The 21,369-nt window shown below is 69.5% G+C and carries 24 protein-coding genes and 1 pseudogene; 8 read left to right on the top strand and 17 right to left on the bottom strand.

What is annotated here, in order from left to right; all coding sequences use genetic code 11:
- Positions 1-527 (top strand): annotated as a pseudogene (locus tag AABN02_RS18555) (hypothetical protein); the annotation flags it as partial.
- A 124-nt stretch (positions 528-651) separates the two neighbouring features.
- Here AABN02_RS18555 and AABN02_RS18560 read toward each other — a convergent pair.
- Positions 652-954 carry a GIY-YIG nuclease family protein gene (locus AABN02_RS18560; RefSeq protein WP_338416397.1) on the bottom strand — a complete coding sequence of 101 codons (303 nt, stop codon included), beginning with the start codon at positions 952-954 and terminating at the stop codon, positions 652-654.
- 78 nt (positions 955-1,032) lie between these two features.
- Positions 1,033-1,596: a nucleotidyltransferase family protein gene (locus tag AABN02_RS18565; RefSeq protein WP_338416398.1), complete on the bottom strand. Its 564-nt coding sequence runs from the start codon at positions 1,594-1,596 to the stop codon at positions 1,033-1,035.
- Positions 1,597-1,839: 243 nt separating this feature from the next.
- Between AABN02_RS18565 and AABN02_RS18570 the strand changes: the two genes are divergently transcribed.
- Complete coding sequence (locus tag AABN02_RS18570; protein ID WP_338416399.1) at positions 1,840-2,160, top strand: hypothetical protein; 321 nt, start codon at positions 1,840-1,842, stop codon at positions 2,158-2,160.
- Between the two features lie 34 nt (positions 2,161-2,194).
- Here AABN02_RS18570 and AABN02_RS18575 read toward each other — a convergent pair whose 3' ends face one another.
- The 7 genes from AABN02_RS18575 to mltG all read right to left on the bottom strand — a co-directional run bounded on the left by AABN02_RS18575 (position 2,195) and on the right by mltG (position 7,505).
- Positions 2,195-3,022, bottom strand: a complete 828-nt coding sequence (locus AABN02_RS18575) for a hypothetical protein (RefSeq protein ID WP_338416400.1) — start codon at positions 3,020-3,022, stop codon at positions 2,195-2,197.
- A 387-nt stretch (positions 3,023-3,409) separates the two neighbouring features.
- Positions 3,410-3,562, bottom strand: a complete 153-nt coding sequence (locus tag AABN02_RS18580) for a hypothetical protein (protein WP_338416401.1) — start codon at positions 3,560-3,562, stop codon at positions 3,410-3,412.
- A gap of 14 nt (positions 3,563-3,576) precedes the next feature.
- Positions 3,577-4,353: a TatD family hydrolase gene (locus AABN02_RS18585; RefSeq protein ID WP_338416402.1), complete on the bottom strand. Its 777-nt coding sequence runs from the start codon at positions 4,351-4,353 to the stop codon at positions 3,577-3,579.
- Between the two features lie 19 nt (positions 4,354-4,372).
- Positions 4,373-4,762 carry a PilZ domain-containing protein gene (locus AABN02_RS18590; protein ID WP_338416477.1) on the bottom strand — a complete coding sequence of 130 codons (390 nt, stop codon included), beginning with the start codon at positions 4,760-4,762 and terminating at the stop codon, positions 4,373-4,375.
- Between the two features lie 72 nt (positions 4,763-4,834).
- On the bottom strand, positions 4,835-5,854 hold the full coding sequence (holB, locus tag AABN02_RS18595) for a DNA polymerase III subunit delta' (RefSeq protein ID WP_338416403.1): 1,020 nt from the start codon (positions 5,852-5,854) through the stop codon (positions 4,835-4,837).
- Positions 5,848-6,486, bottom strand: a complete 639-nt coding sequence (gene tmk / locus AABN02_RS18600; RefSeq protein WP_338416404.1) for a dTMP kinase — start codon at positions 6,484-6,486, stop codon at positions 5,848-5,850. The genes holB and tmk overlap by 7 nt, the downstream gene beginning before the upstream one ends.
- The gene (gene mltG / locus AABN02_RS18605) at positions 6,483-7,505 is read right to left on the bottom strand and encodes an endolytic transglycosylase MltG (protein ID WP_338416405.1); all 1,023 of its coding nucleotides are present in this window, start codon (positions 7,503-7,505) and stop codon (positions 6,483-6,485) included. Before mltG ends, tmk begins: the two co-directional genes overlap by 4 nt.
- A gap of 47 nt (positions 7,506-7,552) precedes the next feature.
- Between mltG and AABN02_RS18610 the strand changes: the two genes are divergently transcribed.
- The 3 genes from AABN02_RS18610 to AABN02_RS18620 are packed head-to-tail and all read left to right on the top strand — an operon-like array spanning position 7,553 to position 9,872.
- Positions 7,553-8,536 (top strand): folate-binding protein, encoded by a 984-nt coding sequence (locus tag AABN02_RS18610; RefSeq protein ID WP_338416406.1) that lies wholly within the window; start codon positions 7,553-7,555, stop codon positions 8,534-8,536.
- 2 nt (positions 8,537-8,538) lie between these two features.
- Positions 8,539-8,853 carry a DUF4936 family protein gene (locus AABN02_RS18615; RefSeq protein WP_338416407.1) on the top strand — a complete coding sequence of 105 codons (315 nt, stop codon included), beginning with the start codon at positions 8,539-8,541 and terminating at the stop codon, positions 8,851-8,853.
- Positions 8,853-9,872 (top strand): NRDE family protein, encoded by a 1,020-nt coding sequence (locus AABN02_RS18620; protein WP_338416408.1) that lies wholly within the window; start codon positions 8,853-8,855, stop codon positions 9,870-9,872. The genes AABN02_RS18615 and AABN02_RS18620 overlap by 1 nt, the downstream gene beginning before the upstream one ends.
- Here the strand turns inward: AABN02_RS18620 and AABN02_RS18625 are convergent.
- The 8 genes from AABN02_RS18625 to AABN02_RS18660 form a co-directional block, all read right to left on the bottom strand.
- Positions 9,838-10,728 (bottom strand): YbgC/FadM family acyl-CoA thioesterase, encoded by an 891-nt coding sequence (locus tag AABN02_RS18625; RefSeq protein ID WP_338416409.1) that lies wholly within the window; start codon positions 10,726-10,728, stop codon positions 9,838-9,840. The genes AABN02_RS18620 and AABN02_RS18625 overlap by 35 nt on opposite strands.
- Positions 10,729-10,768: 40 nt before the next feature.
- Positions 10,769-11,716 (bottom strand): alpha/beta hydrolase, encoded by a 948-nt coding sequence (locus AABN02_RS18630; RefSeq protein WP_338416410.1) that lies wholly within the window; start codon positions 11,714-11,716, stop codon positions 10,769-10,771.
- Entirely contained in the window at positions 11,716-12,813 is a 1,098-nt protein-coding gene (locus AABN02_RS18635) for a phospholipase (RefSeq protein ID WP_338416411.1), read from the bottom strand. Before AABN02_RS18635 ends, AABN02_RS18630 begins: the two co-directional genes overlap by 1 nt.
- A gap of 21 nt (positions 12,814-12,834) precedes the next feature.
- Positions 12,835-13,344 carry a superoxide dismutase family protein gene (locus AABN02_RS18640; protein ID WP_338416478.1) on the bottom strand — a complete coding sequence of 170 codons (510 nt, stop codon included), beginning with the start codon at positions 13,342-13,344 and terminating at the stop codon, positions 12,835-12,837.
- 143 nt (positions 13,345-13,487) lie between these two features.
- A complete protein-coding gene (locus AABN02_RS18645; protein WP_338416412.1) occupies positions 13,488-15,845 on the bottom strand; it encodes a Tex family protein in 2,358 nt (785 codons plus the stop codon).
- A gap of 54 nt (positions 15,846-15,899) precedes the next feature.
- Positions 15,900-16,610 carry an ABC transporter ATP-binding protein gene (locus AABN02_RS18650; RefSeq protein WP_338416413.1) on the bottom strand — a complete coding sequence of 237 codons (711 nt, stop codon included), beginning with the start codon at positions 16,608-16,610 and terminating at the stop codon, positions 15,900-15,902.
- A gap of 1 nt (position 16,611) precedes the next feature.
- Positions 16,612-17,805, bottom strand: coding sequence for an ABC transporter permease (locus AABN02_RS18655; protein ID WP_338416414.1), 1,194 nt, complete (start codon positions 17,803-17,805; stop codon positions 16,612-16,614).
- A 9-nt stretch (positions 17,806-17,814) separates the two neighbouring features.
- On the bottom strand, positions 17,815-18,948 hold the full coding sequence (locus tag AABN02_RS18660; RefSeq protein WP_338416415.1) for an efflux RND transporter periplasmic adaptor subunit: 1,134 nt from the start codon (positions 18,946-18,948) through the stop codon (positions 17,815-17,817).
- Positions 18,949-19,109: 161 nt separating this feature from the next.
- Between AABN02_RS18660 and arsH the strand changes: the two genes are divergently transcribed.
- From arsH to AABN02_RS18675, 3 genes are all read left to right on the top strand, one after another.
- A complete protein-coding gene (arsH, locus tag AABN02_RS18665; RefSeq protein WP_338416416.1) occupies positions 19,110-19,838 on the top strand; it encodes an arsenical resistance protein ArsH in 729 nt (242 codons plus the stop codon).
- Positions 19,839-19,882: 44 nt separating this feature from the next.
- Positions 19,883-20,902: a cation diffusion facilitator family transporter gene (locus tag AABN02_RS18670; protein WP_338416417.1), complete on the top strand. Its 1,020-nt coding sequence runs from the start codon at positions 19,883-19,885 to the stop codon at positions 20,900-20,902.
- A 71-nt stretch (positions 20,903-20,973) separates the two neighbouring features.
- A complete protein-coding gene (locus AABN02_RS18675; RefSeq protein WP_338416418.1) occupies positions 20,974-21,366 on the top strand; it encodes a hypothetical protein in 393 nt (130 codons plus the stop codon).
- Positions 21,367-21,369: the final 3 nt, after the last annotated feature.

The following is a 21,369-nucleotide window of genomic DNA, read 5'->3' on the forward strand; positions in this document are numbered from 1 at the left end:
TGGCCGCACAGGCCCACGCCGAGCACACCCTCGCCGCCGAGCGCGCCCGCCTCGACGCCCTCGCCAGCGAACTCGACGCCCAGCGCCTGGCCCACGCCGCCCAGCACGCCAGCCTCACCGAGCGCCTGCACGCCCTCGGCCTCCACGCCCAGGCCAGCGCCGACGCCCTCGCCGACGCCCGCCAGCGCCACGCCGCCGAACTCGCCGACGCCGCCCAGCGCGTCACCCACGCCGAGCGCCGCGCCAGCGCCGACATGGACCGCGAACGCCAGGCCCGCCTCCTCGCCGAGCAGTTCGCCCGCGACGCCCGCGCCGACTTCGACCGCGCCCTCGCCGACGAGCGCGCTCGCAGCCAGGCGCAGTTCCTCAGCCAGGTGCAGGCCGCCAGTCGGCTGGAGGCCCGCGCGCTTGCGCTGCAGGAGCGGCTGGATCGGGTCGAGGCGGAGCGGCTCAGGGTCAGGATCCGCGAGCGCCGCGGGGTGGCCTCGGGGGTGGGTTCCCGCTTTCGCGGGAATGACGGGAAGTAGCACCGTCATCCTCGCGAACGCGAGGACCCACCCGCTGAGCCCACATGGCGTGGGTGCGCGGCGTGGGTTCCCGCGTTCGCTGGAATGACGGGGGGGATGGTGGGCGCGGGAATGACCGGCGGTATCACCCCCCACTGATCTCCCCCCACAGATCCCGCCACCCCGGATTCCCCGCCTCGATCAACGCCACCTTCCACCCCCGCCGCCAGTGCTTGAGCGCCTTCTCCCGCGCGATCGCCGCCGGCATCGTCTCGTGCAGCTCGAACCAGACCAGCCGCTTCACCCCGTACCGCGCAGTGAACCCGTCCGCCAGCCCTTCCCGGTGCTGCCAGACGCGCTGCACGAGGTTCGACGTGACGCCGATGTACAGCGTGCCCAGACGCTGGCTGGCCAGGAGGTACACGGCGGGCTGGGCGTCTGCAGGCATGCCCTGCAGTGGAGCGCGGATCTCGGAAAAACGCTGTCCCGCTGAAGGGGGATACGGCGGGGGCCGAGGGCGACCGAATCAGCGAGCGGGCGGCAACTCCGGCTCGATCCGCAGCCATGGCCAGCGTGCACGGTAGGACGCAGCCTTGCGTTCGAACAGATCACGGTGCGGCGTCAGCGGGTTCATGGTCAGCAACCCGTCGTAGAGCAGCGCGAGGCCGTTGGGGGCGTAGCACTCGCCCGGTCGAACACCGACGCAAGTGGCCGGCACCAGAAACCGGTCGATGCCGTCCCGCGCGCTGCGCAGCTCCCTGTACAGCTGGCCGAAATACGACTCGTACCAGAGGTGGACACGCGCCTGGTTGGCCACCTCGATGACCACACCCAGGTCGCCCAGCACTGCGTCGACATGCGCCTGCCGGTCGCGTTCACCCGCCTCGCTGGTGTCCGTCGCGTCGAAATAGAACAGGTCGTAATCCTTGATGTCTGCGGCCGGGTCACGACCTGCCTGCAGGTTCCACACCGTCTGGAACAGGCAGCCCGCAACCAGCCAGCCGTCCGGAAGCGCCAATGCGCTCCAGCGGTCAAGGATCGCGCGGTTGTGGCGGTTCTGGAGAATGTCGGAGAGAAAGCGGTCCTGCATGGCGACATCATCTTTGCTGAGCGAGCAGGCCGCCGAGACGCTCTACCTGTCCAGCGTGACGCGAGATAATACGAGGCAGTCGGTTCGGACTGGTCTGAACAAATATCCTCGGGGGACATCATGCGGAAATGGACAGGGTCGATCCTGGTCGCGGCACTTGTTGGCTGCGCCGGCGTTCAAGAAGGCAGCTGGGAGCGTGGAGCGGGCCTGTTCGGGGACGGGACTGGGTATCAGCCGCTGGTCATGGTCACCATGCCGACGAGTACATGCGACCTTCCAGCATTCGTTCTGGGCTTCAAGGACTCGTATGTGCTGCACTGGAATCAGCAGGTCAGCACAAAGATCGCGCAACACTCCGCCGACATGCTGAAGCCCAGTCCAGAGGGGGCGGCCCAGAACAGTCCGTCCACTTATCAGGCGCTCCTGATCGGTGCTTCGCCCGCCGGAGGCCAGACGACATTCCCGAACCGATGCCGGTCGCAAAGTTACGTCAACGGGCAGGCCGCGGGGGTGAAGAAAGCCGAAGTGAACTTCAATCTCCTGCCGGCGCAACCAACGCGTTGAACAACGACGGCGCGCTCATGGAGCGCCGCCAGCCTCACTCCAGCAGCCACATCGCCCGCCGAAACCCGTCCGGCCAATGCCGCTTGTCCGGCGCCAGCCGCCCGCGCTGCTGCAACGCCTCCAGCGCCTGCAAGCCGCGCTCCAGCAGGGCACGCCGCTCGGACTTCGGCAGCACACGGCTGTCCAGCTGGGCCAGATTCCAGAACGCCGCCGCGGCCTCGGTCTGCAATTCGGCATTGTCCGGATCGTGCTCGGCCAGCACGCGGCAGATGTCCAGCGCTGCCTGCAAGCTCTTCAGCGCCCCGGCCACATCGCCCTGCAGGCTCTGCAATCCACCGATCTTGTTGAGGCTGACCGAGAGGTCCCGCTGCCACTCGGCATTGCCCGGATCGCGCCCGGCCAACGCCTGCGCGATCACCAGACCTGCCCGGTAGCTCTTTAGCGCTGCGCCCAACTCACCTTGCGCACGTTGCACGTCCCCGACCAGATCGTGGCTCACCGACAGTCCGCGCAACCAGGCCGAGTCCCCCGGTGCAACCAGCAACCGCGCCTGCACCACCCCCAGCGCCCGCTGGTAAACCTGTAGCGCCCGCGCCAGATTCCCCTCGGCCATCGCCGCTTCACCCAACTCGATCAGCCCTTCGTACACCTGCGCTGCCACCGCCTCGGGCGACGCCTGAGGGCGTTCGACCTGACCCTCAACCCGGTCAAGGGCGTGCGGCAACGCGTTCAGGACAGTCGCCTGCGCCACGAATGACAGACCGGCAACCGAAATGACCAGCATCCGTGGCAGGGTCAACCACACCCCGGATCTGGCTGCGCCGAAGCGCCGGGACAGTCCATGCAGTTCGGCTGTGACCATGTGTTACTCCATGAAGCCAACTTCTAATGTATAGCGATTTTCGGCGCGTGAAGGGGTGACAAATGTCCTGGTGACACCCCTGCAAAAGGCCCTCTCGGGCGCTGTCAACAGGCGGCAATCGACGTGCACGCGACCGTCTCCAGTGTGAGCGGCCAGGCATAGGAACATCGGTGTAATCACCATCCTCTGGGGCAGAGAGGAACCATCAGACCGTGCGACGACGCCTACCGGGGGCTTCGGTTTGGCCGCCGTCGCCAGCGGCTTGATCGCCGTGACGTTGCCCTGCGCACCACTGACTGCAGCGACCGCGAGCGGGCCCACGCCCGGGCTTCGCGCACGTTTGCGCGGCCTTCTCGGCCCAGCCCAGCAGGGCTTCACCCTGGTCGACTACGTGCTGACCGCCACAGGCCAGTCCGGCACCATCGCGTCCAGCATCTGGTCGGGCCTCAACTCGCGCAACACGCGGTGCACCTGCCGGGACTGCACGGCACCCGGCAGCAGCACCTTCACCTCGACCAGCACCGCCTGCCCGACCAACACCAAGGCATTCTGAATCAACCCAGCCCGAACAGCCGCGTCGCGTTGTCGCCCGTCACCCGAGCGACCTCCTCCACGTCGAGCCCCTTGATCCGCGCCAGCTCTGCGGCCACCAGCGGCACCAGGGCGGGCGTGTTCAGCTTGCCCCGGTGCGGCGCGGGCGCCAGATAGGGGCTGTCGGTCTCGATCAGGCAGCGCTCCAGCGGCACCTCGCGGGCCACCTCGCGCAGCTCCACCGCGTTCTTGAAGGTCAGGATGCCCGAGAACGAGATGTGGAAACCCATCGCCAGCGCACCACGCGCCACCTCCGCGGTCTCGGTGAAGCAGTGGAAGACACCGCCCACCGCATCCGCGCCCTCCTCGCGCAGCACGGCCAGCGTGTCCGCCGAGCTGCTGCGGGTGTGGATCACCAGCGGCTTGCCCAGCGCCCGCGCGGCACGCACATGCACGCGCAGCCGCTCGCGCTGCCACTCCATGTCGGCCACGGTGCGCTCGCCCAGGCGGTAGTAGTCCAGCCCGCACTCGCCCACGGCGACCACCTTGTCACGCTGGCCCAGTGCGACCAGTTCGGCCACGTCCGGCTCGTGGACGTCCTCGTTGTCCGGGTGGACACCCACGGTGCACCACAGCTGCGGGTGCGCGCTGGCCAGCGCATGGACGGTGTCGAACTCCTCGATCGTGGTGCAGATGGCGATGGCGCGTGTCACCTGGGCAGCGGCCATGTCCAGCTGGATCTGGGGCCAGCGGGCCTGCAGTTCGGGGAAGGTCAGGTGGCAGTGGGTGTCGATGTACATGCGGGCTTGGCGCTCGGGTTCAGATGGTCTGCGTCGGCTTGGACGACTGGATGGAGGTGCCCAGCAGCTCCTCGATGCGCACGCGCAGGATCCGCGTCTTCTCGTCCACCGGGAAGCGCACGCCCACACCTTGCGTGCGGCCGCCCGAGGCATTCGGCGGCGTGATCCAGGCCACGCGCCCGGGCACGGGGTAGCGCTGCGGGTCGTCCGGCAGCGTGAGCAGCAGGTAGATGTCGTCGCCGAGCCGGTATTCGCGGCTGGTCGGCACGAACAGTCCGCCCTCGGCGAACAGCGGGATGTAGGCAGCGTAGAGCGCGCCCTTTTCCTTGAAGACGAGCTGGATGACGCTGGGCCGCGGCGCGCCGGTGGTGGTCGGCTGGCCCGGAGCGGCCGCGCTGTTCAGCGGCATGGCGCCGGAGAGACCGGTGCGGGAGGTGGGACTGGATTCGCTCATGGCATGGAGGCGTGGTCGGTCGGGAGATCAGGGGCCGGGCATGAGCCGCGCACGGGTGCCCTGCACCAGGGCTTCGGTGGCGAGTGCGGCGCTCCAGGGGTGGTCGGCGTGGCGGGTCTGTGCGCGCAGCCAAGCGGCGGCTTCGGTCAATCGGTCCAGGCCCGCACCCAGGGCTGGTCGGCCAAGGTCGGCGAAGTAGCGGCCAGGTGCGCCCAGCGTGGCCAGCGCGTGGTCGTGGCAGAGCTTCTGCAGCGCGTCCAGCAGCACCGGCAGCGGCCAGCTGGCCACGGCGGCGCTGTCACCGCGGGCGATCCATTGCGGAAACTGGCGCCACGCCGCCGCGTCCAGCCCGGCGCGCTGCAGCTCCAGCGCCCGCAGGGGCTGGCCGCCGCAGGCGTCGAGCAGCGGCTCGGGCTCGGTCACGCCCTGCCCGCGCAGCCAGGCCAGCGCTTCGTCGCGCGCCGGGGCCACCAGCGCCACGGGCTGGCAGCGGCTGCGGATGGTGGGCAGCAGCGCCTGCGCATCGCCGCTGGCCAGCACGAAGCGCATCGCCCCGGGCGGCTCCTCCAGCGTCTTGAGCAGCGCATTGGCGGCGATCGGGTTGAGCGCCTCGGCCGGGTAGACGATGACGACCTTGTGCGCCCCGCGCGCGGCGGTGAGCGCGCTGAAGTCCAGCGCGGCGCGGATCTGGTCGATCAGGATCGCGCGGCTGGGCTTGCGGGTCTTCTTGCTGCCGCCGCCGCTGTCCTCGGTCGCGGCGCTGTCCTCGGGCAGGCCGGCCTCGGCGCGCTGCGCTTCGGGCACGATCAGGCGCAGGTCCGGGTGGCTGCGCTCGTCGACCAGGTGGCAGCTACGGCACTGCCCGCAGGCCAGACCACCCCGCTGCGCCGCCGGGTGTTCACACAGCCAGGCCCGCGCCAGCTCCAGCGCGAACACCAGTTGCCCGACCCCCGCCGGACCATGCACCAGCAGCGCATGGTGGGCCCGCGCATTGGCCAGCGTGCGCGCCAGCGGAGCCTCCAGCCAGGGCAGCGCGGCGCTCACCATCCGCGCGCCTGCAGCACGGCATCGATCTGCGCGGCCACGGCCTCCGGCGGCTGTTCCGCGTCCAGCTGCGCCACACGGGCGCCGGCCTGAGCGAAGCGCTGCGCGTAACCGGCACGAACGGCTTCGAAGAACGCCAGCTGCTCGGCCTCGAAGCGGTCAGGGGCGCGGGCACCCGCGCGTCGGCGAGCGGCTTCCTCCGGGCGCAGGTCGAACCACAGCGTCAGGTCTGGCTGGCGACCGGCTTGGACCCAGGTTTCGAGCTGGGCGAGCGTGGCCAGGTCAAAGCCGCGGCCACCGCCCTGGTAGGCGAAGGTCGCGTCCGTGTAGCGGTCACACAGCACCACGGCGCCGCGGGCCAGCGCCGGCTCGATCACCGTGCGCAGGTGGTCGCGCCGGGCGGCGAAGACCAGCAGTGCTTCGGTGAGCGGGTCCATGTCGCGCGACAGGAGCAACTCGCGCAGGGCTTCGGCCAGCGGTGTGCCGCCCGGTTCGCGGGTGCGCACGACTTCGTGGCCCGCCTCCCGCCAACGGGCGGCAATGCGGTCGATCTGGGTGGTCTTGCCCGCACCGTCGATGCCTTCGGTGGTGATGAAACAGCCGGCGGGACTGGGGAGATGGTGAACTTCGCTCAACGTGCGGCCTTGCGCTGGTATTTGTCGACCGCCCGATTATGGTCGGCCAGCGTCTCGCTGAACTGGCTGGTGCCATCCCCGCGCGCGACGAAGTACAAGGCCTTGCTGCTGGCGGGCCGGACTGCGGCCATCAGCGAATCACGTCCCGGCATCGCGATCGGCGTGGGCGGCAACCCGGCGCGGGTGTAGGTGTTGTAGGGCGTGTCCGCCAGCAGGTCCTTGCGGCGCAGGTTGCCGTCGAAGCGTTCACCCAGCCCGTAGATCACGGTCGGATCGGTCTGCAGCGGCATGCGCACGCGCAGCCGGTTGACGAACACGCTGGCCACCATCGGCCGGTCCTCGGCGCGGCCGGTTTCCTTCTCGACGATGGAGGCCAGTGTGAGCAGCTCGTCCGCGGACTTCAGCGGGCTGTCCGCCTCGCGCTGGCTCCAGGCGGCATCGACCCGCTTGCGCATCGCGGCGTGGGCACGGCGCAGCACGGCCAGATCGCTGCTGCCCTTGGCATAGGCGTAGGTATCCGGAAAGAAGCGCCCTTCCGGCAGCAGCCCGGGCGAGCCGATGGCCGCCATGAGTTCCGTGTCGGACAGGGTCGCGGACTCGGCCCGCAGGGTCGTCATGCGGGCCAGCTCCGCGCGGACCTGGCGGAAGGTCCAGCCTTCGATCAGGCGCAGGCGGGCGAGCGACTGGTCGCCGTCGACGAGCTTGCGCAGCAGTTGTGCCGGTGAGGTGCCGGGCTGGATCTCGTAGCTGCCGGCGCGGATCTGCCGCGACTGGCCGGACCAGCGGAACCACTGGTAGAGCATCCAAGGCGACACCGCCATGCCGGCGTCCGCAGTGGCCTGTGCCACCTGCCGGGCGGATTCGCCGGACTCCACCTCGAGATCCACTGACGTTTCGGGACCGCCCATCGGATGCTGGATCCACCAGTAGCAGCCCGCCAGCAGCGAGGCCAGCAGCAGCAGGCCAGTGCCCAGCCAGAGCGTGGCCCGACCTGGGGTGGAGCGACGACCCGAGGCCATCAGAGCGTGAAGTCACAAGAGTGCATGGTGCTGATGATAATGAGCGGATGGACACCACCACTGCATTTCCTGCTCAATCCGCGGAACTCCGTTCCAGCGGCGCCTGCGTATTGCCGGACTGGGGCGTCATTCGCGCCGTCGGGGCGGACGCAGCGACCTTCCTCCACGGACAGCTCAGCAACGACGTCAGCCGACTCGATCTGGCGCATGCCCGCCTGGGCGCCTACTGCACGCCGCAGGGCCGCATGCTCGCCAGCTTCGTCTACACCCGCGCGGGTGCCGAGGAGTACTGGCTGGCCTGCAGCGCCGACGTGCTGGCGCCCACGCTCAAGCGGCTGTCGATGTTCGTGATGCGCGCCAAGGCCCGCCTGTCGGATGCCAGCGCCGAGCTGACGGTGCTCGGTCTGGTCGGTGCACCGGCAGCGACCTGGCTCGGCGCGGACGCGCCGGCGCGCGCCTGGGACAAGCTGGACCGGGACGGCGCCGCCGTGGTCCGCCTGCCCGACAGCGGCCTGGGCGGCGCGACGATCGACCGCTGGCTGTGGATCGGCCCTGCCGCGCAAGCGCAAGCCGTGCTCGCCGCCCTGCCCGCGCTGGACGTGGCGCAGTGGCAGCGGCTGGAAGTGCGTTCGGGCGTGGTCCCGGTCGTGGCCGCGACCTCCGGCCAGTTCGTGCCGCAGATGCTCAACTACGAGCTGGTCGGTGGTGTCGATTTCAAGAAGGGCTGCTACCCGGGCCAGGAGATCGTCGCGCGCAGCCACTATCTGGGCAAGCTGAAGCGGCGGGCCTTCCTGCTGGCGGGCGATGCCGCCATGGCGCCCGCACAGGAAGTGTTCTGGAGCGAGGACCCGAGCCAGCCCGCCGGCGTACTGGCCCGCACCGCCGTGGATGGCGCGCGCCATCTGGCACTGGCCGAGCTGAAGATCGCCGTGACCCGCAGCGGCGAGTTGCACCTTGGTCAGCCGGACGGCCCGCTGCTCCAGGTGCTGCCGTTGCCCTACGCCCTGCCGCACGACGCCGAAGCCGCGTGACCATGGCTGAGTCCGGCGGCGAGCTGTACGTCTACTACCGCGTCCCGCGCGCGGACAGCGCGCAGGCGCAGACGGAAATGGCCGCCGTGCACGAGACGCTGCGACAGCGGTTTCCGGCGCTGGAGAGTCAATGGCTCCAGCGCCTGGAGAATCGTGATGAAATGCTCACCTGGATGGAAATCCATCGCCAGCCTGGGGGACTCGACGCGTCCACTGTGGCCCATATTTGTGAGACGTTGTTGCCGTGGCCGAGCGTGCGTGTGGGACCTCGGCATGTCGAAGTCTTTGCCTCGCTGCCTGCCCGCGGTGTCCTCTGATGTGCCTTGCAGCCCTTGCCCTCGATCACAGCCGCCGCTTCCCGCTGGTCCTCGCCGCCAACCGCGACGAGTTCTTCGAGCGGTCCACGGCGCGCCTGGGCTGGTGGACGCGCCCAGGCAGCGACACGGAAATCCTCTCCGGGCGTGACCTGAGCGCCGGAGGCACCTGGTTCGGTCTGACCGCCGCGGGCCGGCTCGGGCTGCTCACCAACATCCGTGATCCGTCGCGCATGGACCCGCAGGCCCCCACGCGCGGCGCCATCATCCCCGACTGGCTGACCACCACCGCCAGTCCCGACCGCTTCTGGGTGCGCACCGCGCTCACGGGCCACAACGGCTTCAACCTGATCGCCGCCGATTTTGCCCACGGCGACTGCTGGTGGCTCAGCAGCGCGCGGGCGTCACCCACCCGGCTGGAAAGCGGCGTGTTCGCACTCTCCAACGGGTACCTGGATGAACCCTGGCCCAAGGTCCGCCACCTGAAGCAGCAACTCAGCGACGCCGTCCTGCAAGCCACGGCGACCGCCACCGCAGCACCCGGCGCCGACGCCCTCGCCCAGACCCTGCTCAACGCCCTGACCGACACCACGCAGGCCCGCGACGAAGAACTGCCTTCGACCGGCGTGTCCCACGATCTGGAGCGCGTGCTCTCGCCCGCCTTCATCCGCACGCCGGATGGTCGCTACGGCACACGCTGCTCCACCGTGCTCATCACCGAGCGCATCGGCCGGCACCTGATCACCCAGGTCTACGAGCGCAGCTACCCCGCCGGACCCGGCCTGGCCCTGATGCGCCGGGCCACGCTGAAGGACTGGCCGCCGCGCTACCAGACCGAGCCGGTGCTGGCCAACGACCACCGCGGCCGCGTGTCGCTGGGCAGCGTGGCCTCGCCGGTGTCCGACATGGCGCTGGACGAGCACGACAGCGGCATCGACGCCGTCGGCACCTCGCCCCGCGTCATCCAGCCACGGGTGCGCAGCCTGCTCAAGCCGGCACGGCCGCGGGCGCCGAAGGGCTGAGCGCACGCACCATCTCGACGTGCCCGATGCCGGCTTCCTCGAAGTGCGGCCCGTGTTCGACGAAGCCGAAGCGCCGGTAGAAATTCGCCGCCGACAGCTGCGCATGCAGCACCACCGAGTGATCGCCCCGCGCAGCCGCCGCGTCCAGCAGCGCCTCCAGCACCCGCCGCCCGACCGAGCTGCCCCGCATCGGCGCGATCACCGCCATGCGGCCGAGCCGCGCGACGCCGGGTGCGTGATGAAGCAGCCGCCCGGTCGCCAGCGGCATGCCCATCCGGTTGAGCGCCAGGGCGTGCACGGCGCTGTGGTCGGCCTCGTCGAGTTCCAGGTCGAGCGGGATGCCCTGCTCCCGCACGAACACCTCCGCGCGCACGTCCTGCGCCGACACGCCCAGTTCGTCCCAGTGGCCGACCTGCACGTCCAGCATCTCCGCGCCGGCCTCGAAATCCAGCAACATCTCGCGCAGCTCGGCGGGTATCGGCCGGCTGGATTGCGTGGCGGGGTCCGCGAACACATAGACCAGCTCGCCCGTCACCAGCAGCTTCTCGGCGCGGAACACCGCGCAGCGCAGGCGCAGCGAGGTGTTGCCGATGTGCTCGCAGTGGATCGCCACGTCGATCAGGTCGTCGTAGCGAGCACTGCCCAGGTAGTCGAGCGTGGCCTTGCGCACATAGAGGTCGCCACCCAGCCGCGCCATCGTCGCCTGGTAGGGCAAGGCCAATGCACGCCAGTACTCCGAGACCGCGGTGTCGAAGTAGTTCAGGTAGTGCCCGTTGAAGACGATCTGCTGCAGATCGACCTCGGACCAGCGCACCCGGAGCCGGTGTGAAAAACGGTAATTGCGGCGCAGAGCCATGTCCTGATCCTTGTAGGTTTCACCGGAATCTCAGCCGACCTTAAGGATACAGCGCCGCGCGCAATGCATCGGCGATCGCCTGCTGCGCCAGTGCCGCTTCGGGAATCACCCGACCCAGCTTGATGAAGTCGTGGGTCACGCCCTTGTACAGCTCCAGCTCGACCGGCACACCCGCCATGCGCAGCGCATCGGCGTAGGCCACACCCTCGTCGACCAGCGGATCACATTCAGCCAACCCGATCCAGGCCGGCGCGAGCCCGGCGTGGTCGTCCGCCAGCAGCGGTGCGAAACGCCAGTCGGTGCGGTGGGCGTGGTCGATGTACTGGTCGAAGAACCAGTCGATGCCCGCTTTTTCCAGCAGGAACCCCTCGGCATAGCGAGCGTGCGATGCGGTATCGGCGTGTGCCGTGGTGCCGGGCGTGATGAGCACTTGCAGGGCGAGCGGCAGGGCTGCATCGCGGGCCATCAAGGCGATCACCGCTGCCAGCGTGCCACCGGCGCTGTCGCCACCGACGGCCATCCGGGCGCCATCGAGTCCGAGTACGTCCCCGTGGTTGGCCAGCCACTGCAAGGCCCCCCAGCAATCCTCGACCGCGGCAGGAAACCGGTGCTCCGGCGCCAGCCGGTAGTCGAGTGCCACCACGGCCACACCGCTGCGCAGCGCAAGCTGGCGACACAGGCTGTCGTGCGTCTCCAGGCTGCCGACCGTGAACCCGCCGCCGTGCAGGTACAGCAGCACCGGCAACACGCCGGCGTCGCCGGGCGGTGGTGCATAGAGCCGTGCGGGGCGCTCGATGCCCGGGCCGACCGGCAATGCCATCGTCTCGACACGCGGCAAAGGCGCGCGCGGTGGCTCCAGCACCTCTGCGGCCAATTCGTAAAGCCGCCGTGCCTCGACCGCGCCGAGCGTGTGCATCGGCGGACGATTCAACTTGCGGATGCGGTGCAGCAGATCGCGCATCGCTGGCGTGAGTCGATGGACGCCCATCAGGTGTTCTCCAGGGGGATGACCGGGTCGAGCGGGCAGCCATCCTGCAGCCACTGCGCGAATTCGTCCGCCAGACGCTGGCTCTCGGCGACCGCGCGGGTCCAGGCTTGCATGCGCCCGGCGTGGTCCTCGCCCCAGGACTTGAAGTCACCGCGGTCGGGGATCTTGCCGCGCGGCAGTGTGGCGATCCATGCCGGCGTCGGAGCCAACACGATCAGGTTGTCGAGCCACGGCGTCGGGCGGTGCCGGCGGCGCAGGCCCTTGTCGAGCCAGCCCGGCACCAGCCGCGGCTGGAAGTGGGGATAGAGCACCAGCCCGCCGGAGTCGGGCGTGGCCGCGATCTCGCGCCAGGGCCAGTGCAGGTGGTAGTCGGTGATGCCGCCGTCCCAGTAGGCGCCGCGCGGCGCGCCAGGAATGTCGTGCACGGCGTCGAGCCAGAACGGGATCGAGCCCGACCCGAGGATGCTCGGCAGCAGGTTGTCGGTCGTCAGCGCCACATGGCGGGTGGGCAGGTCGTCCAGCGACAGCGGCAGCGCCTCGCGGGCATCGGAAAACACCACCCGCTCCAGCCAGCCGCCCAGCAACCGCCGGCTGACCGCGTTGCTGAGGAAGGCGCCCAGGTAGCCCGGCGCGGTCGTCAAACGCCGCTCGCGGCGCAGGATGTGCCGGCCCCGGCTGGTCACGACGTGGAGCCGGAACCGCGGATGCGCCAGCACCTGCGCCTGCTGCCCGGCGATCTGCGCGTCCAGCAGCTCGGCAAAACGCCGGCTGATGTTGCGCGCCGACTGCCGCTCGCCGCGGGGCGGTGCGTAGCTTTCGGCGATGTAGTCGCTGGCCAGTTGCGCCAGCGCGGCGTCCGGGTCCGGCAGCGCGGCACACGCCATGCGCCACGCGCCGATGCTGGCGCCGACCAGATGCACGGGCAGACCGTCCCCGCGCAGCCAGTGGCCGAACAGGAAGCGGTCGATCGGCGTCAGCACCAGCCCCTTCGGGCCACCCGCCGCCGCCGCCACGGCCCGCACATCGGCCGGACGCAGCCCGTGCGCAGCCAGATGCGCGCGGGCGCGGGGGCCCGCGAGAATCTGCAGACTGCGCATCCGGTCAGCGTCCTTGGTGCGTCAGCGCTTGGTGGCCTCGATGACGCCGCAAGCGATGCGCGCGCCCGAGTTGCCGGTCGGCTGGGTCTTGAAGTCATCCGGACCCGCATGGACGATCAGCCCGCGACCCGCCAGATCGGTCGGGCCGCCATCCCCCAGCGTTACGCCGGTCAGGTGGAAGCGGGCCTCGGCCTTGCCCTCGACGTCGGCCTTCAGCGACGGCATGTCACCGGCGTGGTGGTCGGCGTCCTGCGCGCCGTGCGGCTTGCCGTTCGGATTGAAGTGGCCGCCGGTGCCCATGCCGTCGCCGCTGCTGCAGTCGCCCTTGTCGTGGACATGGAAACCGTGTTCACCGAACGGCTTCAGGCCGCTGAGGCGGGCGTGCACCATCACGTGGTCGCCATGCTGCTTGAAGGTGACGGTGCCGCTGGCCGCGTTGCCCGTGGTGGCTGCGAGCTTGGCCGAGGCACTGGGGCCGTCGCCCATCATGCGGTCATGCATGGAGCCCATGCCGTCCTTCATCGCGCCCATGCCGTCCTTCATGGAAGAACAGCCAGACAGCGCCAGAACAGCGGCCGACAGGGCCAGCAGGGTGCGAACGGGGGTCTTGGTCATCGTGGATCTCCTTGCACGCCGACATGGCGGTGTGTGCATTTTGTCCGAATCTGCGGGCTTCAACGCCCACCCTTCAGCTTGGCAAATGCTGCCGCCATCGCACTGCCACCGGCCGGTGCAGAAGCCGGTGCGCCGCGTGCGGGACGCTGTTCCCCGCGACCCGCCGGCCGGAAGCTGTTGTCCGCCTTGGCCGCGCCCTTCGCCTGCACCGGCGCGTCCAGCTTCATCGTCAGCGCGATCCGCTTGCGCGCCAGATCGACCTCCACCACGCGCACCTTGACGATGTCGCCGGTCTTGACGATCTCGCGGGCATCGGTGACGAACTTGTTGCTCAACTGGCTGACGTGGACCAGCCCGTCCTGATGCACGCCCAGATCAACGAAGGCGCCGAACTGCGCGACGTTGCTCACCGTGCCTTCGAGGACCATGCCTTCGACGAGGTCCTTGATGTCCTCGACGCCGTCGTTGAAGCGCGCGACCTTGAAGTCCGGCCGCGGATCGCGCCCCGGCTTTTCCAGCTCGACGAGGATGTCCTGGACCGTGATGGCGCCGAACTTCTCGTTGGCGAACAGCTCGGGCTTCAGCGCCTTCAGCACGTCGCTGCGGCCCATCAGCTCGGCAATCGGCCGCCCGGTCTTCGCGATCATCTGCTCGACCACCGGGTAGGTTTCCGGGTGGACGCCGGTGACATCGAGCGGGTTATCGCCGCCGCGGATGCGCAGGAAACCGGCCGCCTGCTCGAAGGTTTTCGGGCCGAGGCCGGTCACATCCAGCAACTGCTTGCGGGTGCGAAACGCGCCGTTCGCATCCCGCCAGCGCACGATGCTCGCCGCCACCGACGCGCTCAGCCCCGACACGCGCGACAGCAGCGGCGCCGACGCGGTGTTCAGGTCCACGCCGACCGCGTTCACGCAGTCCTCGACCACGGTGACCAGCGTGCGCGCGAGTTCGCTCTGGTTCACGTCGTGCTGGTACTGGCCGACGCCGATGCTCTTCGGGTCGATCTTGACCAGTTCGGCCAGCGGATCCTGCAAGCGCCGCGCGATCGACACCGCGCCGCGCAGGCTCACGTCCAGATCCGGCAGTTCCTTCGACGCGAACTCCGACGCCGAGTAGACGGAAGCGCCCGCCTCGGACACCACGACCTTGTCGATCTGGCGGTCGGGCGCGAGCTGCTGCAGGCGCTTGATCAGGTCGGCGGCGAGCTTGTCGGTCTCGCGGCTGGCGGTGCCGTTGCCGATGGCGATGAGGTTCACACCGTGGGCCGCGCAGAGCTTGGCCAGCGTGTGGAGAGAACCTTCCCAGTCGCGGCGCGGCTCGTGCGGGTAGACGGTGGACGTGTCCAGCACCTTGCCCGTGTCGCTCACCACCGCCACCTTCACGCCGGTGCGGATGCCGGGGTCCAGCCCCATCACGACGCGCTTGCCCGCAGGTGCCGCCAGCAGCAGGTCGCGCAGGTTCTCGCTGAACACCTTGATCGCCACGCCCTCGGCGCTCTCGCGCAGGCGGGTGAACAGGTCGCGCTCCAGGCTCAGGCTGAGCTTGACCTTCCACGTCCAGGCGATCGTCTTGCGGATCAGGTCGTCGCTCGGGCGCTTGGCGTGGCTCCAGCCGAGGTGGATGGCGATCTTGCCTTCGGCGAGCGACGGCTGGCCCGGCTGCGGCTCCTCCGCCAGCGCGAGCTTCACGTCCAGCATGTCGAGGCCACGACCGCGGAACACCGCCAGCGCCCGGTGCGAGGGCACGCGGCTGATCGGCTCGTCGTAGTCGAAGTAGTCGCGGAACTTGGAGACGTCCGGGTGGTGTTCGTCCTTGCCGTCCATGCGTTTGGACTTGAACAACCCTTCCGCCCACAGCCACTCGCGCAACTGCTTGACCAGCACGGCGTCCTCGGCCCAGCGCTCGCTCAGCAGGTCGCGCACGCCGTCCATCACCGCCAGCGCGTCGGCAAAACCGGCCTCGGGGTTGAGGAACGCGGCGGCTTCGGCCTTCGGGTCAAGCGACGGATCGGCGAACAGCTTGTCGGCCAGCGGCTCCAGCCCGGCCTCGCGGGCGATCAAGCCCTTGGTGCGCCGCTTGACCTTGTACGGCAGGTAGAGGTCTTCCAGCTCCTGCTTGGTCGGCGCGGCCTCGATGGCGCTGCGCAGCGCGGGCGTCAGCTTGCCCTGCTCGTCGATGCTCTTGAGGACGGCCTCGCGCCGGTCCTCCAGCTCGCGCAGGTAGCCGAGCCGGCTTTCGAGTTCGCGCAACTGGATGTCGTCCAGCCCGTCGGTGACTTCCTTGCGGTAGCGGGCGATGAAGGGCACCGTAGCGCCGCTGTCCAGCAGGTCGATCGCCGCCTTGACCTGGGCGGGGCGGACCTTCAGTTCGGCCGCGATCTGCTGGAGGATCTTGTGAGCGTGTTGTGCGTGTTCCAAACCGGTAAAAAGGGCAGTTGGAGAGGCGGCGGAGTTTGCCACAGGCCCTCCGCCTCAGCCGGCCACCGCCGCCGTCGCACTGCGCTCCACCTGCGTCAGCCGCCCGTCGTCGAGGTGGCAGACCGTGTCGAAGCCCGCGATCATCCGGTGGTCGTGGGTGACGGCGATCACGGCCGAGCGGCGCTCGCGGGCGATCTTGCGCAGCATGGCCATCACCTTGGTGCCGCGCTCGGTGTCGAGCGCCGCGGTGGGCTCGTCCGCCAGGATCAGCGCCGGCTCGTTGGCCAGCGCCCGCCCGATCGCCACGCGCTGCTGCTCGCCGCCCGACATCTGCGCCGGCAGCGAATCGGCGCGGTGCGCGATCTCTAGGTAGCCGAGCACCTCCATCGCCCGCCGGTTCGACTCGCGCCGGCCCACCCCGTTGAGCTGCAGCATCAGCGCGACGTTTTCCAGCGCGGTCAGGAAGGGGATCAGGTTGTGCTGCTGGAAGATGAAGCCGATCTTCTGCCGGCGGAAGGCCCGCACGTCGATGCCGGTCGGGCCATCGTCGTACAGCACCTGGCCGTCGATGGTGATGCGGCCGGTGGTCGGCGGCTGGATCAGGCTGATCGCCAGCAGCAGCGTGCTCTTGCCCGAACCACTGGGCCCGAGCAGCGCGACCAGTTCGCCCGCCTCGATGGACAGGCTGGTCGGCTTGAGCGCCTGCACCGCCAGCTCGCCGTGACCGAAGGTCTGCGACACGTTCTGGAGTTCGACGACGGCCATCTCAGCCTCCCAGGGCAAGTTGGGCCGGGGTGCGCAGCGCATGCCACACGGCCATCAGGCTGGCCAGCACCCCGCCAAGCAGCATCACCCCGAAGGTGACCGCCGTTTCCTGCCCGACAAAGGCCAGCGTGCGCGGAAACCCCGGTGCGATCAGGTCGCGCAGCAGGTAGGCCAGCGCAAAGCTCGCCAGCGTCAGCAGCATCGACTGCGTCATGATCAGCCGCACGATCAGGCCGTTCGGCGCACCGATCAGCTTGAGCGTGGCGATCGACTTGATCTTCTCGATCGTCAGCACGTAGACGATGAGCGCGATGATCACGATCGACACCAGGATCAGCAGCGTGCGGAACAGGCCCAGCACGGCCGACATCTTGCTCAGCTTGCCGTCCAGCATCAGGGTGCGTTCCTCGGTAGTGGTGTAGACGTTCAGATACAGCCAGTCGCGCAGGTGCTGTGCCACCGCCTCGCCATCCGCACCGGGCGCCAGCGTCACCAGCACCGCGTTGATGCTGCTGGTGCCGGAGGACAGCAGCGGCAGCAGCCGGCTGGCCTGCTCGCCGCTGTAGCCCGCACGCTCCAGCCGCTGCAGGTTGGCGGCCCGGGCGGCGTCGAGTGCCCGCTTGTCCTGTTCGAACTGCACCTTCTGCGCGTCGGCGAGTGCCATGTAGATCAGCGGACTGCCGCCCGAATCGACTGCGCCGCGCGTGACGCCGACGACCGTGTAGCGGTCGGTGCCCAGCGGCACGTGGTCGCCGAGCTGCAGGCCGAGCTTGCGGTCCACGACCATTTCGTAGTGTGGCGCGGTGATGGTGCGGCCCTGCACCAGCCCGTTCGGCCCCCCGGCGCCGCTGACGATGTCGTAGCCGACGAGGGTGAACTGCTGGTCACGGCCCAGGATCTCCCGCTGCGCCGAATACAGCACCAGCGGGCTGGCGCGCGCCACACCCGGCGTCGCGGCCACGCTCTTGTAGCTGTCCAGCGGGATGCGCGAAGCTTCGTTGAACGGACCGCCACGGCCGCGTTCCACCACCCACAGGTCCGTCCTGGTGTTGTCGATGAGCCAGACGCCGTCCTGGATGTTGCCCTGGTAGATGCCGTTCATCACCAGCACGATCGCCAGCAGCATCGCCACGCCCACGATGGTGGCGAGGAACTTGCCGAGGTGGCGGCGGATGTCCTTGAGTGCGAGTTCCATGGCCGGTCCTCAGCGCACCCGCACATTGGCGGTCAGCCCGGCGGCCGTGGCGGCGACCGTGTCTCCCGCCGCCAAGCCTTGGCGGATCAGCACCTGCTGGGCATCGGCGCCACCCGTCTCCACCGGCTGGAAGCGGGTACGGCCGTCCGAAATGACCAGCACGCCCTGCCGCCCGGTCTTGTCACGGGTCAGCGCGGCCAGCGGCACGAGCAGGCCGCGGTCGGCGCCCACGTCGATGCGCACCTCGGCCTCCTGGTCGATGGCGAAGCGCTCGGGCACGGTGTCGAAGGCGACATGCACCTCCAGTTCCCGCGTCGCCGCGTCGGACTGCCGGGCGATGCGCGCCACCTTGCCGGGCAGCACCTCGCCGCTGCGCAGCCGGATGCTGGCCACCTGCCCGGGCCGCACGCGACCGACCACCGCCTCGTCCACCCGGGTGGCGACCCACAGCGAGCGCGGGTCCACCAGCTTGAACAGGGCCGAGCCAGGCGCCGTGGTGCTGCCGACTTCGGCCATGCGCTGGACCACGACGGCGGCCATTGGTGCCGCGATGCGCGTGTTCGAGAGCACCACGTCCGAGTAGCGCGCCTCCTGCGACAGCGTGCGCGCATCGGCCTCGCGGGCGGCCAGCGTGGCGCGGGCGATGTCCACCCCGGCCGCCGCGCTGCCCAGCGCCGCATTCGACGCGTCCAGCACCGCCGCCGAGACATAGCCCTGGGCGAGCAGTTCGGCATCGCGACGCTGCTTGCTGCGGGCGAGGTCGAGATCGGCCTGCGCCTTGACCAGCGCGGCGCGGGCGCCTTCGGTGTTGCGCTGCAGTGACTCCTGCTGGCCGGTGACGACGCCGCGGCGGGCGCTCAGGTCACGGTCGTCCAGGCGGGCCAGCAGTTGCCCCGGCTGCACGGTGTCGCCGACATCGGCCAGCACCTGCACCACCGTCGAGCTGACCCGGGCGCTGACCGTGACAGGCACACGCGCCTGCACGGTGCCCGGCCCGACCACCCGGGCCGCCACCGAGCCCTGCGCGGCCACGGCCACCGGTATGTCGACTGCCCGGCCGAAGCGCCAGTACGCGGCGGCGCCGACGCCCAGCAGCGTCGCTGCAGCCAAAGCGGCAAGGAGATATCGTCTGGCAAGGCGCATGGTCGGGGAGATCCTCTGGTCGAACATACCCTAAAGGGTATAAATCCACCACCATTAAACTCCACCTCCCGGCGGTGTGCCCTGACCGCGCCCCGACCGACACACCGATTCACCCACCGATTGACGAATGTCAATCGAAGTTCTGACAACGCTTCGACGCCATGGACCATTCCAGCGACCCCCACGATCTGCCGAACCTCGACCCGGCCCTGTTCGACCGCCCGACCGGCGCACGCTTCCACGGCGCCGGCAGCTCGACCCACCCGCCGCGCTTCCTGCTGCTGTACGGCTCGCTGCGCGAACGCTCGTTCAGCAAGCTGCTGACGCTAGAAGCCGCCCGCCTGCTGCAGGCCATGGGCGCGGAAACCCGCGTCTTCGACCCGACCGGCCTGCCCCTGCCCGACGGTGCGCCCGACACCCACCCCAAGGTGGCTGAGCTGCGCGAAGCCGCCGCCTGGTCCGAAGGCATGGTCTGGACCTCGCCGGAACGCCACGGCGCCATGACCGGCATCCTGAAGGCGCAGATCGACTGGATTCCGCTGTCGGTCGGTGCCGTGCGCCCGACGCAGGGCAAGACGCTGGCGGTGATGGAGGTGTCGGGCGGCTCGCAGTCCTTCAACGCGGTCAACCAGATGCGCGTCCTGGGCCGCTGGATGCGCATGATCACCATCCCCAACCAGTCCTCGGTCGCCAAGGCCTTCATGGAGTTCGACGAGGCCGGGCGCATGAAGCCGTCCGCCTACTACGAGCGCGTCGTCGACGTGATGGAGGAGCTGGTCAAGTTCACGCTGCTGACCCGCGACGTGGCGACGTATCTGGTCGACCGCTACAGCGAGCGGCGCGAGAGCGCGGCCGAGCTGTCGAAGCGCGTGAACCAGCGCGCAATCTGACGCAGAGGCGCTGCACCTATGATCGGCCGCAGGAGAACCCGCGCATGAGTGCAGCCCATCACCACGACCATCCAGGTCCCCACCATGGACACGACCACGGTCATGGTCACGGTCATGGCCACAGCCACGCCCCAGCGAATTTCAACACCGCGTTCGCCATCGGCATCGGACTGAACATTGCCTTCGTGGCGATCGAAAGCTTTTACGGCTGGAAGATCAATTCGCTGGCGCTGCTGGCGGACGCCGGCCACAACCTGAGCGACGTCATCGGCCTGGTGCTGGCCTGGGTGGGCGCGCTGGCGGGTCGGCTCCAGCCAGACGCGCGCCACACCTACGGCTGGAAACGCGCCAGCATCCTCGCGGCCTTCGTCAACGCCGTGCTGCTGCTGGTGGCGATGGGCTCGCTGACCTGGGAAGCCGTGCTGCGGCTGCAGGCGCCAGAGGCCACCGAGGGACTCACCGTGATGGCCGTGGCCGGCGTCGGCATCGTCATCAACACGGCGACGGCGCTGCTCTTCATGCGCGGCCGGGACAGCGACCTCAACATCCGCGGCGCCTTCCTGCACATGGCCGCCGACGCGCTGGTGTCGGCCGGCGTGGTGGTGGCCGGCTGGCTGGCGCTGAACTACGGCTGGGTCTGGCTCGACCCGGTCGTCAGCCTGCTGATCGCGGCGGTGATCGTGGTCGGCACCTGGAGCCTGTTCCGGCAGTCGCTGCACCTGCTGTTCGACGGCGTGCCCGAGGGTATCGATCTGCATGCCGTGCACAGCCTGCTGGAAGAGCTGCCCGGCGTGGCGCGGGTCCACGACCTGCACGTCTGGGCGATGGGCACGTCCGAGATCGCCCTGACCGCCCACCTCGCCATGCCCGAGACCACGGCCGATGACGCCTTCCTGCAGCACGCCACCACGCTGCTGCACGACCGATTCGGGATCGAGCATGTGACCTTGCAGGCGATGCGAGTGCCGTTCACCCGGCCCTGTGGCGGTCCGGCCATGCAGCCCGCTGCCGATCACAGCCACGGTCACGCCCACACGGACCACGACCACGGTCATCAACATTGACGCAGGTCAATCGAAACAAGGCCCGGCAGCCTACGATCAAGACGTTCCTTCCCACCCTTCAGGAGTACGCCATGACCGCCATCCGCACCCTTCTTGCCGCTTGTGCTGCCGTGCTGCTCACCGCTTGCGCCAGCCCGGGCAGCAACACCGCCGACCCCCATGCCGCGCACCGGGCGGAAGCCGCTGCCGCCGCTGCACAGGACAGCACGCCCGATCCCCGGATGCAGGCCATGAAGGACATGCACCAGAAGATGATGGAGGCGAAAACGCCCGAGGAGCGCCAGGCGCTGATGGCCGAACACATGAAAGCCATGCAGGGCGGCATGGCGATGATGAAGGACAAGTCCGCCATGCCCGCCGACATGGCCGGGCGGCACCAGATGATGATGCAGCGCATGGACATGATGCAGTCCATGATGGAAATGATGATGCAGCGCATGCCGCCCGCCACCGCCAAGCCCTGACCG

This window comes from uncultured Sphaerotilus sp. (assembly GCF_963924895.1).
In the GTDB taxonomy this organism is placed as follows: Bacteria; Pseudomonadota; Gammaproteobacteria; order Burkholderiales; family Burkholderiaceae_C; genus Sphaerotilus.